This is a genomic window from Streptomyces inhibens (assembly GCF_003389455.1).
Taxonomy (GTDB): Bacteria; Actinomycetota; Actinomycetes; order Streptomycetales; family Streptomycetaceae; genus Streptomyces; species Streptomyces inhibens.
Map to the genome: position 1 here is coordinate 1 of NZ_QUAC01000219.1, position 14,863 is coordinate 14,863.

The 14,863-nt window shown below is 71.5% G+C and carries 12 protein-coding genes and 1 pseudogene; 12 read left to right on the plus strand and 1 reads right to left on the minus strand.

Features of this window, described 5'->3' with window-relative positions:
• A pseudogene (locus tag DY245_RS27205) lies at positions 1–223 on the minus strand (4'-phosphopantetheinyl transferase); the annotation flags it as partial.
• A 108-nt stretch (positions 224–331) separates the two neighbouring features.
• Here DY245_RS27205 and DY245_RS27210 point away from each other — a divergent pair.
• The 12 genes from DY245_RS27210 to DY245_RS27265 all read left to right on the plus strand — a co-directional run bounded on the left by DY245_RS27210 (position 332) and on the right by DY245_RS27265 (position 14,854).
• Positions 332–1,393, plus strand: coding sequence for a saccharopine dehydrogenase family protein (locus tag DY245_RS27210; protein WP_244943291.1), 1,062 nt, complete (start codon positions 332–334; stop codon positions 1,391–1,393).
• On the plus strand, positions 1,390–2,037 hold the full coding sequence (locus DY245_RS27215; protein ID WP_128509865.1) for a TetR/AcrR family transcriptional regulator: 648 nt from the start codon (positions 1,390–1,392) through the stop codon (positions 2,035–2,037). The genes DY245_RS27210 and DY245_RS27215 overlap by 4 nt, the downstream gene beginning before the upstream one ends.
• A gap of 121 nt (positions 2,038–2,158) precedes the next feature.
• Positions 2,159–3,337, plus strand: a complete 1,179-nt coding sequence (locus DY245_RS27220) for a cytochrome P450 family protein (protein WP_128509866.1) — start codon at positions 2,159–2,161, stop codon at positions 3,335–3,337.
• Between the two features lie 36 nt (positions 3,338–3,373).
• Entirely contained in the window at positions 3,374–3,565 is a 192-nt protein-coding gene (locus tag DY245_RS27225) for a ferredoxin (RefSeq protein ID WP_128509867.1), read from the plus strand.
• Between the two features lie 3 nt (positions 3,566–3,568).
• On the plus strand, positions 3,569–4,792 hold the full coding sequence (locus DY245_RS27230) for an NAD(P)/FAD-dependent oxidoreductase (protein ID WP_128509868.1): 1,224 nt from the start codon (positions 3,569–3,571) through the stop codon (positions 4,790–4,792).
• Between the two features lie 594 nt (positions 4,793–5,386).
• Positions 5,387–5,965, plus strand: coding sequence for an acyl carrier protein (locus tag DY245_RS27235; protein ID WP_128509869.1), 579 nt, complete (start codon positions 5,387–5,389; stop codon positions 5,963–5,965).
• 58 nt (positions 5,966–6,023) lie between these two features.
• Entirely contained in the window at positions 6,024–7,328 is a 1,305-nt protein-coding gene (locus tag DY245_RS27240) for a beta-ketoacyl-[acyl-carrier-protein] synthase family protein (protein WP_128509870.1), read from the plus strand.
• An 8-nt stretch (positions 7,329–7,336) separates the two neighbouring features.
• Positions 7,337–8,533, plus strand: coding sequence for a beta-ketoacyl synthase N-terminal-like domain-containing protein (locus DY245_RS27245; RefSeq protein ID WP_128509871.1), 1,197 nt, complete (start codon positions 7,337–7,339; stop codon positions 8,531–8,533).
• Positions 8,530–9,819 carry a beta-ketoacyl-[acyl-carrier-protein] synthase family protein gene (locus DY245_RS27250; RefSeq protein WP_128509872.1) on the plus strand — a complete coding sequence of 430 codons (1,290 nt, stop codon included), beginning with the start codon at positions 8,530–8,532 and terminating at the stop codon, positions 9,817–9,819. Before DY245_RS27245 ends, DY245_RS27250 begins: the two co-directional genes overlap by 4 nt.
• Positions 9,809–11,131, plus strand: coding sequence for a beta-ketoacyl synthase N-terminal-like domain-containing protein (locus tag DY245_RS27255; RefSeq protein WP_128509873.1), 1,323 nt, complete (start codon positions 9,809–9,811; stop codon positions 11,129–11,131). Before DY245_RS27250 ends, DY245_RS27255 begins: the two co-directional genes overlap by 11 nt.
• Positions 11,132–11,151: 20 nt before the next feature.
• Positions 11,152–14,034 (plus strand): aminotransferase class III-fold pyridoxal phosphate-dependent enzyme, encoded by a 2,883-nt coding sequence (locus tag DY245_RS27260; RefSeq protein WP_128509874.1) that lies wholly within the window; start codon positions 11,152–11,154, stop codon positions 14,032–14,034.
• A 73-nt stretch (positions 14,035–14,107) separates the two neighbouring features.
• Entirely contained in the window at positions 14,108–14,854 is a 747-nt protein-coding gene (locus DY245_RS27265; protein ID WP_128509875.1) for a 3-oxoacyl-ACP reductase family protein, read from the plus strand.
• Positions 14,855–14,863: the final 9 nt, after the last annotated feature.

Sequence of the window (14,863 nt, forward strand, 5' to 3'; positions counted from 1 at the left end):
TGGGGGCGCCGGAGGGAGCCGGCGGGAGGGGGGTCGGTGGGAGGCCGAGGCGGGCGAGGGCGCGGTGGGCGCAGTGGCGGGTGGTGGTGAATTCGTGGCGGCGTTTGGCTCCGGCGTGGGCGATGACCTGTTGCTCGGTCGGGAAGAGGGCGGGTGTGGGGGTGGGGTCGCCGAAGGTGTCTTCGCCCAGCGCGCCGGGGGGCAGGACGGCCTCGATCAGCATCTGGCAATTCCTTGTTGTCGCAGGTGAGTTGGTGGTGGGTGGGGACTGGTGACGTGGTGGGGAGGGTTGGCGTTGTGTTTCTAGGTCGCGTGACCTAGTCTGCCTCGTGTGGACGATGACATCCAGCTTGATCTGACAGGCCCGGTGCTCGTGGTGGGCGGTTATGGCACCGTCGGCGGAGATCTGACCCGGCTCGCGGCGCCCTCGTGGCCCTTGCTGCTCACCGGGCGTACCCCGGAGCGCGGACGTGCGCTCGCCGATGAGGTGGGTGCGTCGCTCCAGCGCTGGGATCTGAGTGATCCGGAGCCCTTCACGGCGAAGGTCCGTGCCGTGATCAGCACGGTGAACGACCCTGATGACCGGGTGCTGTTGGCCGCGATCCGTGGCGGTGTCCCGTACGTGGACATCACGCGATGGACGGCGCGGCTGCAGCGGGCCACCGCGGTGGCGGCCGTGACGCCGCCCACGGCTCCGGTGCTGCTGTCGTCGAGCTGGATGGGTGGGGTGACCGGGCTGGTCGCCGCGGCGCTGGCGCGTGAGCTCGGTGGGGCGGCCGCGGTGGAGATCGCCATTCGGTATGACCTCAAGGACCGGGCGGGCACGGACTCGGTGGAGTTCATGGACCGGCTCGGGCTCGATTACGAGGTGACCGAGGGCGGGCAGCGGCGGATGATCACGCCGCTGAGCGGGGCCGGGACGGTCAGCATCGGCGGGCATCGGACCAAGGTGGCGCGGATCGATACGCCGGAGCAGTTCACCCTGCCGTTGGTGCTCGGGGTGGATACGGCCATCACGCGGATCGGCTTCAGCGCCAATTCGTCGACGTCCACCCTGCTGGCGCTCAAGCGGACCGGGTTCTTCCGGTGGGGGCGTGGGGATCGGTTCGAGTCCACGCGGCGGTCGATGCTGTACTCGCCGGGTGAGGGTGGCAGCGCCCTGTTGCGGATCGATGTGCGCGGGCGCGGTGGCGAGCGGCGTACGGCGACGGTCACCGATCCGGCCGGGCAGGCCCATCTCACGGCGCTGGGCGGGCTGTTGGGGCTGCGCCGGGTGCTGGGTGAGGACGGTGCAAAGGCGCCTCGTGGGGTGGTTTTCCCCGAGATGACGCCGGTGCCGCAGGATGTCGTTCCCGCTTTGGAGAAGGCGGGCGTCAAGGTCGAGGTGGCATGAGCGAGGAGAAGGAGTCGGGCGCCGGGAAGGGCTCGACGCTGACGCGGCAGGGCAGCATTCGGCGGACGAGTCTGCTGGATGCGGCCGAGACCGTGCTGGTGGCCAAGGGGGCGGATGCCTCGCTGCGGGCCATCGCCGGTGAGGCCGGGGTGCGGGTCGGGCATCTGCAGCACTACTTCCCGACCCGGGCCGATTTGATCAAGGCGGTGCTGGAGCGGGCGCTGGACCGTTCGCTGGAGCGGCTGGCCGAGACGACGGGGCTGCGGATGGTGCGCGACGATCCGTCGGCCATCGGCACTCCGGAGGGGCCGGCGAACCCTGACGAGGTGGTGGCGGTGGTCCTCGCCGAGCAGGAGGATCCGCAGCTGGTGCGGCTCTATGTCGAGGTGTGGGCGCTGGCCGCGCGGGATGACGAGATCGCCACGGTGGTCCGGGAGTTCTACCGGAAGTACGTCGCGCATGTGGAGGCGTTCGTTCAGCAGGGGCGGCCGGACTGGTCGGGTGAGTTCTGCCGGGCCAGGGCCGAGACCTTTGTCGCGCTGGTCGAAGGGGCGGCCTTGATGCGGTCGGGTATCGCCGGCAGCCGGTCGGCCGCGATGGATGCACAACTCGCGCTGTTTGCCGTGCGGTTGCTCCGGGACTGAGCGCCGGGGCGGGCGGGGGCGCGGGCCGGTCGGTGCCGTACGGCGGTCCGGTCCGGTCCGTGCCGTACGGCGGGCCGGCCGGTGCGCCGTCAGAGGTGAATTCACTTAGGGGGGATCTCGTATGACCGAGGTAGTGGACCTGGCCGAGCTCGCCGCGACGGCCGGGCTGGAGCAGGAGCTCGACCGGCTCGCCAAGAGCCAGGGCATCATCCGTACCCGTCAGCTGAATCAGCAGGAGACCTGGACGGTGCTCGGTGCGGCGCTGACGCGTGAGCTGCTGAGTGATCCGCGGCTGTCCAACGATGTGCACACCCATGCGCCGCACGGGGCGCTGGTCCCGGGGATGGCCGTGATGCTCCTGGAGCAGGACGACCCCGGGCATGCCCGAAACCGCCGGCTGGTGAGCGCGGCGTTCGCCTCGCGGGCGGTACGGCAGCTGGAGCCGCGGATCGTGGAGATCACCCGGCAGCTGCTGGACGGGCTGGGGGAACGCGGTACGGCGGACTTCATCGAGGAGTTCACCTATCCGATGCCGCTGGAGGTGATCTGTGAGCTGCTGGGGGTGCCGGCGGAGGACCGGGATCCGTTCCGTAAGTGGGCGATGGACATCTCTGCCGCGCCGTCGGTGGAGGCGATGCAGGCGGCGGCCGTGGAGCTGTTCAGTTACTGCATCGGGCTGATCGGTGCCAAGCGGGAGCGGCCCACCGAGGATCTGCTCAGTGAGCTGATCGTCGCCCGGTTCGACGACGGGAGTGCGCTGAGCGATGCGGAACTGTCGTCGTTCGCCGCGGTGTTGCTGATCGCCGGCCATGACACGGTCACCAATCTGCTGGCCAATGCGCTGCACGATCTGCTGGCCCACCCCGAGCAGCTGGCCGCGCTGCGCCGCGATCCGGCGCTGGTCGGCGCGGCGGTGGAGGAGGCGCTGCGGTTCCGGGGCTCGGCCATGACCACGGTCAACCGGGTCGCGAGGGAGGACATCGAGGCCGGTGGCGTCACGATCCGCAAGGGGGAGCTGGTCCGCTTCCTGCTGAACGCGGCCAATCGCGATACCGAGGTACGGGCCGATCCGCACTCCTTCGACATCGGCCGGGCGACCGCGCAGCATGTCGCGTTCGGGATGGGGCCGCACTTCTGCCTGGGACAGCGGCTGGCCCGCCAGGAGGCGACGATCGCGCTGACGGAGATTCTGCAGCGCTTCAGCACGCTTGAACTCGCGGTACCGGCCGATGAGGTGCGCTGGCTGCCGTCGGACGCGATCCGCGGTCTGGTCGAGCTGCCGCTGCGGTATGCGCGCTGAGCATCGGGGCTGTGCCGTAAGGGAGTTGGGGGACAGATGAAGATCACGGTGGATGACGGGCTGTGCGACGGGCTGGGGCAGTGTGCCCTGGTGGCGCCCGAGGTGTTCGCGCTCGATGACGACGAGCGGCTGGTGGTGGCGCCGGAGCCGGCGCGGGAGCTGGCGGGCAAGGTGGCGGCCGCGGCGCGGGCGTGTCCGGTGCGGGCCATCTCGGTCGAGGAGTCCTGAGCCGTGCGCGAGGTCGTCGTGGTGGGGGCGGGCCTGGCGGGTGTGCGGGCCGGTGAGTCGCTGCGGGCGCAGGGGTTCTCCGGCCGGCTGACGGTGGTGTCGGACGAGCGTGAACTGCCCTACGACCGGCCGCCGCTGACCAAACAGGTGGTCTCCGGGACGATGACGGAGTCCGATATCCGGCTGGCGGGCGCCGAGGACTTCGGCGCCCGCTGGATCCGGGGGACCGCGGCCGTCGGTCTGGACCGGGAGCGGCGCCGGGTGCGGCTGGCCGACGGTGCGGAGCTGCCGTACGACGGGGTGGTGCTGGCGCCCGGGGCCAAGGCCAGGGCCTGGTCAGGGGCGGTGCCGCCGGCCGGGGTGCTGACGGTGCGGGGGCTCGATGATGTCCGGAGGCTGCGTGTCGCAGTGGACGGTGGGGCTCGTGAGGTGGTCATTGTCGGGGCGGGGTTCGTCGGGGTGGAGCTGGCGTCGTCGCTGAGCGGGCTCGGGGTGCGGGTCACGCTGGTGGAGCCCTTCGGCCGGCCGTTGCGGGCGCTGGGCGCGGCGGTTTCCGGGGTGGTGGCAAAGGCCGCGGGCCGGGCGGGGGTCGTGGTGCGGCTGGGGACCGGGGTGCGGGGGTTTCGCGACAGCGGCGGCCGGGTCGCGGCTGTGGAGCTCGTCGACGGGAGTGTGCTGCCGGCGGCGCTGGTGGTGGTGGCGATCGGGATGGTGCCGGCGACCGGCTGGCTGGCGGGGTCGGGGCTGGCGTTGCCGGCCGGCCGGATCCACTGTGATGAGCGGCTGTTCGCCCGGACCGCGGGCGGGGCGGGTGCGCCGGATCCGGGTGTGGTGGTGGCCGGGGACGCCGCGTGGTGCGATGCGGTGCGGGCGGCGGACGGGCCGGTTGCGCTGGAGCACTGGAGCAATGCGGCCGCGCAGGGTGAGCTGGCCGCGCGCAATCTGCTGGCCGGGCCGGCGGCGGCCGAACCGTACGACCATGTCCCCTCGTTCTGGACGGCGGCGTTCGGGCTGCGGATCAAGTCGGTCGGTCTGCCGGGTACCGGTGACCGGACGGTGGTCGAGGCGGGGGATCCGGCCGTCGGCGCGGTGCTGGTGGCGCACTACCGCGAGGGGCGGCTGGTCGGTGCGGTGAGTGTGAATCAGGGGCGGTTGCTGTCGGCGTATGCGCGGCGGTTGCAAGAGGAACGGATGGTCGGCCGGGGAAACAAAACCGTCGGAACGTGAATCCCCCGTTAAGTTTTCCAATACCACGGAACTTTTGTTGTTGACCCCTTCGGGAAGCGACTTGGTCACGTGACCTATCGCACATTCCCGTGACGCCCCTATGTGGCTCTGGTAACGTTTTTATCGCGCCTCCCGAGGGGGCGGTGCAGGCCTTGTGGGGGAGTACGACGAGGTGCTCGCCGAATGAATGTGGCCTGTTCCTGTGAATGCAGGTATCGGGGGATCATTTGCTACGGGGGACGGCATGTGTAGCGGCTTCATCGGTGTCTGAAAACGGGACCTCCCGCTGTGTGGAAGTGTGTCCCGGTCTTCTGTGTCCGTAGGTCGAGTGCGCCGGTGCGACGGCGACTTGTGACCTTTTGGCGGACGTTCGTCAACTCATTCAACTCATGCGTCGGGAACCGGCAGATGGTCGGTTCCGGCGTCCCTGAAGTGAATTCCTGAACGGCATGCGGGGACGGGCTTCACCATGTCCGTTTTCCTTTGCCGTGGGTTTTCCAGCCTTCCGTGATGCCATTTTCTGCTGCCATTTTCCAGTATTTTCCATGGCCGGTAAAAGGTGGCTTCCGAGTGCTCAGAAACGAGGAGAGAACCATGCAGAACCCCTTCGAGACAGAGCAGATCCACGAGATCGTGCGAGAGGGCCTGGCCCAGGTGCTGGGCAGCAGCACCGACGAGATCACCCCGGACGCCACCCTTGTCGCCGACCTCGGCGCCGAATCGCTCGACCTGGTCGAATTCCGCTTCGAGATGGAGACCAAGCTCGGCGTGGCGCTGCCCAAGTCGAATGTGCTCGACCTGCTGGCGACGGCGCTCGGCGGTTCGGAGCAGCTCTACGACGACCGGGGCGGGATCTCCGAACTGGCCGCGGAGGTGCTGCGGCGCAGCGCGTTCGGCTACTCCGTGGAGCAGGTGCACGCCGGTATGCGCCCGTACGAGGTCGCCGCGGCGGCCACCAGCGCGCACTGGGCCGCCTTCACCCACACGATCTTCGACCACCTCCCCGAGGTCTGCACCGAGTGCGCCGCCGACAAGGCGCAGATCGCCGTCTCCGGCAAGGCCCGGTGCGCCGGTTGCGGTGCCGCGCTGGAGCCGGCCACCGGCGACGAGGTGATGGCCGACGGCGTCCGTACGGTGCTGGAGGCGCTGGGGCACGCCCAGCCCGTGGGCTGACGCGGATGCCTGTGCGGAAGGCGTCGCTTGTCGTGCGAGTCGTGCGAAAGGAAAGCAAGTGAACCCCCACATACCCACCGGGGACGGCCAGGAGGTCGTGGTGACCGGCATCGGCCTGGTCGCCGGCCGGCTGACCGACCCCGAGTCGTTGTTCGACCATCTCGCGCAGGGGCACACGCTCATCACCGAGCACCCGCTCCACCAGGAGTGGGGCGTGCCCTGCGCCGTCTCGGCGCATATCGACCCCGGGGTCCGGGCGGCCCTGGAGGACGCGGTGCCCGAGGAGGCCGGATCCCTGGGGCCGGCCGGCACCCTCGCCTGGCACGCCGCCGCCCAGGCCTGGGAGCGCAGCGGGCTGCCGCGGCGGCTCGACACCGAGCGCGGCGGCGTCTTCCTCGCGTGCAACCGGATGGTCATGGAGCCGGCCGAACTCGCCGGCCTGGCCGGCCATGTGGACTTCGCGGCCGGCGCACTGGACCTGGACAGCTATCTGGACGCGGGCGGGCCCGACGCCGAGCGCTACGAGCGGATCCAGCCGGACACCGCCACCGTGCGGCTGGCCGACTACTTCGGCGCGGCCGGTGTCCTGGAGACGCATGCGGACGCCTGTGCCGCGGGCGGGATGGCGATCGGCAGCGCCTACCGCTACATCCGCAGCGGCGTGCTCGACGTGGCGCTGGCCGGCGGCGCGGAGAGCCTGACGACGCTCACCTCCGTCACCGCCTTCTACGGGGTGGGCGCGCTCGCGCCCGCCGACGGGCAGGACGCCGGGCGGATCAGCCGCCCCTTCGACAAGGACCGCTCGGGGTTCGTCATCGGCGACGGCGCCGCGTTCCTGGTGCTGGAGTCGCGGGCGCACGCCGAGGCCCGCGGCGCCCGCATCCTGGCCCGGGTCGCCGGCTACGCGGGGGTGACCGAGGCGGTGAAGATGACGTCCAGTTCGCGGGACGGCTCGGACTACGCGGAGTGCATGCGGGCCGCCCTCACGGACGCCGGGCTCACCCCGGGCGACATCGACCATGTCAATGCGCACGGCACCTCGACCGAGGCCAACGACACCTGCGAGGCCGCGGCCCTGCACCTCGTGTTCGGGGAGCGGACCGCCGGTATCCCGGTCACCGGCAACAAGTCGGCCATGGGGCACTCCCTGGCCAACAGCGGTGCGGCAGAAGCGGTGCTCTCGGTGCTCAGCCTGCAGCGGCAGTCCGTACTGCCGACCCTCAACTTCGCCGAACCCGACGAGGTGACGCGCGGGCTGGACATCGTCACCGAGCAGCGCAGTACGCCGGTGACCGCCGTACTGTCGAACTCCTTCGGCTTCGGCGGCCAGAACTGTTCCCTGATCCTGGCCCAGGCGGGGTGAGCGCACCGATGACGAATCTTGATGCGGTGCGGCTGACCGCACCCGGCTTATACACGGCGGCGGGGGTGGATCCGGCGTCCCTGTGGGAGGCCCTGGTGGCCGGCAAGGACACCGGCCGGCCGTACGAGGTCGCCTCCGGGCCGTGGCCCGGGACGGACACGGTCTTCCTCGTCGACGACCCCGATGCCGCCACGCTGGGCGTGCACCGAAGGGTGCTGCGTACCTCGGAGAAGCAGGCCCGGATGGCGCTCTACGGCGCCCGGCTGTCGCTGGCCGGGCCGGCCGGGAGCGGCCCGGTGGGCGGTGAGCGCTGGGGGCTTTATCTCGGACTGCCCACGGTGGACGAGGAGTTGCTGCGTTTCACGGCGCTCGACGGGCTGCGCGCGGCCGCCGGTTCGCCGGACCGGGTGGCGGCGCTCTACGCCCGGGAGGTCCCGCCGTTCAGCGGACTGTCCCACCTCAACAGCACCGCCGCCGCGCATATCTCGGCCGCCTTCGGGCTGACCGGGGCGATGGCCGCGTACTCGCCGTTCTCCGACGCGGGGCTGGAGGCGCTGATCGACGGGGTGCTCTCGGTCGCCGAGGGTGAGAACGAGGCGGCCGTCGTCGGAGCGGTCAGCCCCAAGGTGCATCCGCTGCTGTTCCCGCAGTACGAGGAGCTGGGCTGGAACGGCGCCACACCGGGCGAGGGGGCCGCCTTTCTGCTCGCCGCGCGGGCCGAGGACGTGCCCGTATTACAGGACGCGTCGGAGCACGGCGGGACGGCGGCGGCCCGGCTGGCCGGCTACGGGCGGGCGTTCGGCGCGGAGGGCGCGGACCGTACGGCGGCGATCGCCGAGGCCGTGCACACGGCGCTGGAGATGGCCCGTACCGACGCCGACGGCATCGGCTGGGTGCTGCCGGACGCCGTGTGGACGACGGCCGGTGAACAGGCCCAGCGCGCCGCGCTCGACCAGGTCTTCGCGGGTGCCGCCGAGCGGCCCGCGGTGATCGGCACCGAGCCTGCCACCGGTGTGCTCGGACCCGCCCACCCGCTGGCCCATGTGCTGCTGGCGCTGCACGGCCTGGCCGGCGGCCGGCGCCTGGCGGCGGCCGAGGGCGGCGCGGTGCGGGAGGAGGCGCTGCCGGTCTCCCGGGCGCTGGTGCTGGCCTGCGGTGCGCGCGGTCAGGTGTGCGCCGTCGTACTGGAAGGAGCCGGGAGATGACCCGCCGTGTCGTGGTGACCGGACTGGGCGCCGTCTGCGGACTGGGGCTCGACTGGCAGACCATGTGGGAGGGGCTGTGCGAGGGGCGCTCGGCGATCCGCGCCTGGCAGCTGCCCGGTATCGAGGACTTCCCGGTGCGCTATGCGGCGCCGGTCGACGACGAGGCGTTCGCGCTGCGTCACGGCGTCGACGACGGCCTGGACCGGCCGATGGAGCGGCGGATGCGGTTCGGGCTGGCGGCCGCCGGGCAGGCGCTGGCCGACGCGGGCCTCGACACCGCTGCCGGCGCCGGGCGCCCGGTGGGCAGGGTCGGCACGGCCGTCGGCTCGGGCGTACCCGAGCGTGACCCGTACGAACTCCTTGCCGCCTTCGGCGAGGACGGCCGGCCGAGCTGGCAGGCGCTCTACGCCCGGCGCGCCGAACTCGACCGCGCCGGCGGCCTGTTCTGCACCAATGACGCGCTGGCCACCGGGATCGCGGCCCGTCACCGGCTGCGCGGGCCGGCGCTCAACTTCAGCACCGCCTGCGCCGGGGCCACCCACGCCATCGGCCATGGATTCCGCATGATCCGGCGCGGTGAGGTGGACGCGATGCTGGTGGGCGGCGCCGACTCGGTGCTGAATCTGCCCACCATGACCGGCCTCCATCTGCTCGGTGCGCCGTCGACGTCCGAGCTGTTCGGGGACCGGCTGTGCCGCGCCTTCGACCGGGACCGCAGCGGTCTGGTGGCCGCGGAGGGCGCGGCGATGCTGGTACTGGAGAGCGAGGAGAGCGCCCGGCGGCGCGGCGCGGAGATCTACGCGGAGGTGGCCGGCTTCGGCAGCTCCCTCGACGCGTACCAGGTCACCGCCCCGCATCCGGAGGGCAAGGGCGCCGCGCTGGCGATGAGCCGGGCGCTCGCCGACGGTGCGGTGGAGCCGGACGAGGTGGACTCGGTCAATGCGCACGGCACCTCGACCCCGCTCAACGACCCGATCGAGACCCGTGCGATCAAGGACGTCTTCGCCGGTGGCGGGCGCTACCGGAAGCTGGCGGTCACCGCCAACAAGACGATGCTCGGCCATCTGATCGCCGCCGCCGGTGCGCCCGAGCTGATCGCCACCGTGCTGTCCGTACGGGACGGCATCGTGCCCCCGACGCTGAATCTGGAGAACCCGGATCCGGCCTGCGATCTCGACTACGTCCCTGACAAGGCCCGGCACCAGGAGGTGTCGGTGGCAGTGAGCAATTCCTTCGGCTTCGGCGGACTCAACGCCAGTCTGGTGGTGCGTGGTTATGAGCACTGACATCCCGACAACGAACCCTTCCGATGACGCGATCGTGGTGACCGGCATCGGTGCGGTGCTGCCCACCGGGCGCGGCCCGCAGGCCCTGTGGTCGGCCTGGCGGGAGGCGCAGCCGGCGCTCTCCCCCTACCGGGACCCCTACGTACGGACCCGGAAGATCACCCACTTCGGCCATGTCCCCGACGAACTCCAGCAGCAGAGCCGCGAGAGCGTCCCCCACAAACTGCGGAAGTTCGGCACCCCGTTCACCTTCAACGCGGTCCTCGCCGCGCAGGACGCCATGGACGCGGCGGGGGAGGGCTGGCAGTCGATCCCCGAGGAGCGGCGCGGGCTCTATGTCGCCCAGGACGACTCCACCGAGCTGAGCGCCGCGGCCTTCCACAAGGCCCTCGACAAGGCCCGCTCGGACCCGTCGGCGCAGGCGGGGGTGGATCTGCAGCGCCTGGTGGCGGAGGCGTTCGGCAACGCGGCGACCTTCAATCCGTTCACCGTCATCAGGGCCCTCAACAACAACACCCTCGCGCTGATCAGCATCGCCCAGCGGTTCCGCGGCGACTGCGCCGCGTTCGTCCAGGACGCCGGCGCCGCGCTCGGCGCCCTGCAACGGGCCGCCTTCACCCTCCGCCAGGGCCTCTGCGACACCGCCCTGGTGGTCGGCGCGGGCAGCTTCAACGAGCCCTTGAAGCTGGCCGCGCAGTACCGCGCCGGGCATCTGAGCGCGGGCGGCCGCGGCGGGGCTGCGCTGCGCAGCTTCGACGCCGAACGGGACGGTACGGTCCTCGCCGAGGGCGCGGTCGCGCTCGTACTGGAGCGGGCCGGGGACGCCGCACGGCGCGGCGCACGGCCGCTGGTGGAGATCCTGGGCGCCGCGCTGCGGCCCGCGGTGGACAGCGGCATCGGCCCGTCCACCCTGGCCGAAGGGCCCCGCGGTCTGCTGGCCGCACACGGCCTGACCCCCGACACGCTGGGGGCCGTGCTCGCCGACGGCAAGGGCACGGTCCACCATGACGCCGCCGAGGCCGAGCTGCTGCGGGCGCTGCTGAAGGACAGCGGTGTCCCGGTCGCCTCGCTGCGCCCGGTCACCGGCACCCTGGGCGCCGCCGGACCCCTGGCGGAACTCGCCCTCGCCCCGGCCCTGTTCGAGGCGGACGAGCTGCCGCCGATCGCGCATCTGCGGACGCCGCCGGACGACGGCACCGACTTCGTCATGGGCACGCCCAGGAAGCGGCGGATCGACTCCGTACTGAGTCTGCACAGCACGTTCAACGGATTCGCGGGAGCCGCGCTCGTCCAGCGGCCGCACACGCCATAGGGCCACGAGGGGACCACACCATGTCGCAGTTCACCGCATTCGTGCAGCCCGAGATGGGGCGGATCTTCGCCGCCCTGGGGCTGGACGTCGCATACGTCCGTGCCGAGGGCAACACCCTTTACCACCGCGACGAGCAGGGCACCGAAATCCCGGTCCTCGACCTGATGGGCGGTTACGGCTCCCTGATCTTCGGCCACAACCACCCCGAGATCGTCGCCCACGCCCGGTCCCTGCTGGACGCGAACCGGGCCGTGCACGCCCAGTTCTCGCTGCGCGGCGAGGCCGGGCGGCTCGGCGCGGCGCTCAGCGAGGTCGTCCGCCGGGAGACCTCGGTCAAGGAGCCCTACCTCGCCACCTTCGGCAACAGCGGCGCCGAGGCCGTCGAGGCGGCCGTCAAACACGCCGAACTCGTCCGGGTGCGCAAGGTCATGGCGCTCGCCGACGAGATCGCCGCGCACACCGAGGCCGCCCGGGACGCCGTACGCCGCGGCGAGGCCCGCCTCGACCCGGACGTCGGACGGCTGCCGGCGGTCCTCGCCCATGGGCCGCAGGCCGACGGCATCGATGGGCTGCTGGCCGCGGTCGAGGCGCACAACGCGGCGGCGATCGGCACCCGGCCGCTGTTCCTGGCGCTGGAGCGCTCCTTCCACGGCAAGCTCGTCGGCAGCGTCCAGCTGACCTACAACAGCGGCTTCCGCGCCCCTTTCCAGAACCTCGGTGCGCGGGTGCGCTTCGTCCCCATGGACCGGCCCGAGCTGCTGGACCGGATCGCCGACGACGAACGGGTGGTGCTGCTCGACACCGAGATCGACCAGGGGCGGGTGCGGATCGTCGAGCGCGACTTCCCGGCCATCACCGCGTTCCTGGTCGAGCCGGTGCAGGGCGAGGGCGGAATCCATGCGCTGACGACGGAGCAGGGCCGGGCCATCCGGCTGTTCTGCAACAAGGTCGGCACCGCGCTGATCATCGACGAGGTGCAGAGCGGCATGGGGCGCTGCGGCGCGTTCCTGGCCAGTTCGCTCATCGGGCTGCGCGGCGACTACTACACGCTGTCCAAATCGCTCGGCGGCGGGCTCGCCAAGATCTCCGCGATGCTGGTGCGCCGGTCCCTCTACGAGGGCGAGTTCGACCTGATCCACAGCTCGACGTTCGCCATGGACGACTTCTCCTCGTCGATCGCGCACAAGGTCGTCGAGATGCTGGAGGCCGACGACGGACAGGCCTACCGGCAGGTCACCGAGCGCGGCGCGCGGCTCACCGGCATGCTCACCGACCTCCGAGCCGCCTACCCCGACATCATCGAAGACGTCCGCGGCAAGGGCCTGTTCCTCGGCGTCCAGCTGCGCGACCAGGCCCAGGCCCGCTCCATGGTGCTGCGCGGCAGCGCCTACACCGGCTCGCTCGGCTATCTGCTGTCCGGCTATCTGCTGCGGCAGGAAGGCATCCGGATCGCGCCGACCGGCAGCGCCGGCAATGTGCTGCGCATCCAGCCGTCCGCCTACCTCACGGACGAGGAGATCGAGCGGCTGCGCGGCGCGCTGGACCGGCTCTGCCGCATCCTGCGCTACGAGGACACCCTGCATCTGGTGCACCCGGCCAGCGACCGCAGGATCGCCAAACCGCGCGCGCAGATCAAGGACTTCCGGGGCGCGGTGGCCGGGTACGAGCAGGGCGAGCGGCGCCCGGTGACCGGACCGACCCGCAAGGTCGCATTCCTCAACCACCTCATCGAGCCCGCGCATCTGCGGCAGGTGGACCCGGCGCTGGCCGACCTGAGCGATGCGGCGCTGCGCTCCTTCGTGCTCGGCATGGACCCGGTGAAGAAGGCGGCGCCCTATCCCGGCGTCCGGATCGACTCACCGCTCGGCAGCGCCGTCGAATTCTCCCTCTACCCGCTGATGGTGGGGTCCGAGCAGATGGGCCGCTACCTGGCCACCGGCGATGTCGCCGGGATCCGTGCGGACATCGAGGAGCGGGTGCGGGCGGCACGCGAGGACGGCTGTGAGGTCGCGGGCCTGGGGATGTACACCTCCATCGTCACCCACAACTGCACCTCGTTGAAGGTCCCGGGCATCGCGCTGACCTCCGGCAACGCGCTGACCGTCGCCATGGGCGTGCAGGCGATGGAGCGGGGTGCCGAGGACCGCGGCCGGCGGGTCGAGGACGCCACGCTGGCCGTGGTCGGCGCGGCCGGCAATATCGCCTCGGTCTACAGCCAGCTGTTCGCCGAGCGGCTGCGCCGTATCGTGCTGGTCGGCAGCCGCCGGGACGGCTCGGCCGGGCGGCTGCGGAACACCGTGCACGGCATCTACCAGGAGTGCTGGTCGCGGATCGCGGCCGGCGGTGAACTGGCCGGGATTCCGGCGCGGTTGGCCGAGGAGCCGCTGATCACCAAGTGGCTGGCCGAGGGCCCGGCCGACGACGCGGGCCGGGGCCGGGCGATCGCCGAGTACCTGGAGGAGCGCTACGGGACCGACCCGTTCCTGACGGTCACCCAGGACAGTGCGGCCCTGCGCGAGGCGCAGCTGGTGCTGTGCGCCTCGAACAGCCCCGAACCGTTCCTGACCGGCGAGCACTTCGCGCCGGACGCGGTGATCTGCGATATCGCCGTACCCAACAACGCCGTGCCCGGACTGGCCGCACAGCGGCCCGACCTGGCGTACATGCTCGGTGGCATCGTCGCCACGCCGAATGGCGAGAGCCTGCACCCCTCGGCGCGCGCCTTCCTGGAGGCGGGCCAGCTGTTCGCCTGCATGGCCGAGACCGCGCTGATGGGGCTGGCCGGCATCGACCACCACTACTCCTACGGGAACATCACCCGCCAACAGGTCATCGACATCGCGGCGCTGGCCGAGGCGCACGGTCTGCGGCTGGCCGACTACAAGAGCGCGCACTCGGTGTGAGCCGCGGGTGCCGCGCACGGTGAGCAGTGCGCGGCACCCGCCCCTCCCCTCCCCACAGATTCGAGAGGACGCCATGGAATTCGAAGGCCAGGTGGCGCTGGTGACCGGCGGCAGCCGGGGCATCGGCCGCGCGATCGCCGTACGGCTCGCTGAGGCCGGGTGCGATATCGCGCTCAACTACCGCAGCGCCACGACCGAGGCGGAACAGGTCGCCGAGCGGATAGCCGGGCTGGGCCGCAAGGTCGAGCTCTACCAGGGGGACATCTCCGACCCCGAGGTGCCGCACACGATCGTGACCGGTGTACGCGCCTCCTTCGGGCGGATCGATGTGCTCGTCAACAACGCCGGGATCACCCGTGACGAACTGCTGGTCAACCAGAGCCTCAAGGACATCGAGCAGGTCCTGGCCACCAACCTGATCGCCCCGATGCTCACCGTGCAGGCCGTGGCGCCCGTCATGCTCCGCCGGCGGTACGGACGGATCGTCAATATCTCCTCGTCCGCCGCCTCCAAGCCCGGCCGGGGTCAGTCCAACTACGCGGCGGCCAAGGGCGGTCTGGAGGCGTTCACCAAGGCAATGGCCGTGGAACTCGCCTCCCGCGGGATCCTGGTGAACGCGGTCGCCCCCGGAGTGATCAACACCGAGATGACGGACGCCATCCGCAGCCACGGCGAGGACGAGATCATGCGCCGGCTGCTGGTGAAGTCCTACGCCGAACCCGAGACGATCGCCGACGCCGTGGCCTACCTCGCCAGCCCCCGCAACACGTACACGACGGGCGAGGTACTCCACGTCGACGGCGGACTGAAGATGGCGTGAGAGGCCGGT

Bases quoted from the DNA above. Each gene is read 5' to 3' on its own strand.
- DY245_RS27215 (WP_128509865.1), top strand. From the start codon at position 1,390: ATGAGCGAGGAGAAGGAGTCGGGCGCCGGGAAGGGCTCGACGCTGACG.
- DY245_RS27220 (WP_128509866.1), top strand. From the start codon at position 2,159: ATGACCGAGGTAGTGGACCTGGCCGAGCTCGCCGCGACGGCCGGGCTG.
- DY245_RS27225 (WP_128509867.1), top strand. From the start codon at position 3,374: ATGAAGATCACGGTGGATGACGGGCTGTGCGACGGGCTGGGGCAGTGT.
- DY245_RS27235 (WP_128509869.1), top strand. From the start codon at position 5,387: ATGCAGAACCCCTTCGAGACAGAGCAGATCCACGAGATCGTGCGAGAG.
- DY245_RS27245 (WP_128509871.1), top strand. From the start codon at position 7,337: ATGACGAATCTTGATGCGGTGCGGCTGACCGCACCCGGCTTATACACG.
- DY245_RS27250 (WP_128509872.1), top strand. From the start codon at position 8,530: ATGACCCGCCGTGTCGTGGTGACCGGACTGGGCGCCGTCTGCGGACTG.
- DY245_RS27255 (WP_128509873.1), top strand. From the start codon at position 9,809: ATGAGCACTGACATCCCGACAACGAACCCTTCCGATGACGCGATCGTG.
- DY245_RS27260 (WP_128509874.1), top strand. From the start codon at position 11,152: ATGTCGCAGTTCACCGCATTCGTGCAGCCCGAGATGGGGCGGATCTTC.
- DY245_RS27265 (WP_128509875.1), top strand. From the start codon at position 14,108: ATGGAATTCGAAGGCCAGGTGGCGCTGGTGACCGGCGGCAGCCGGGGC.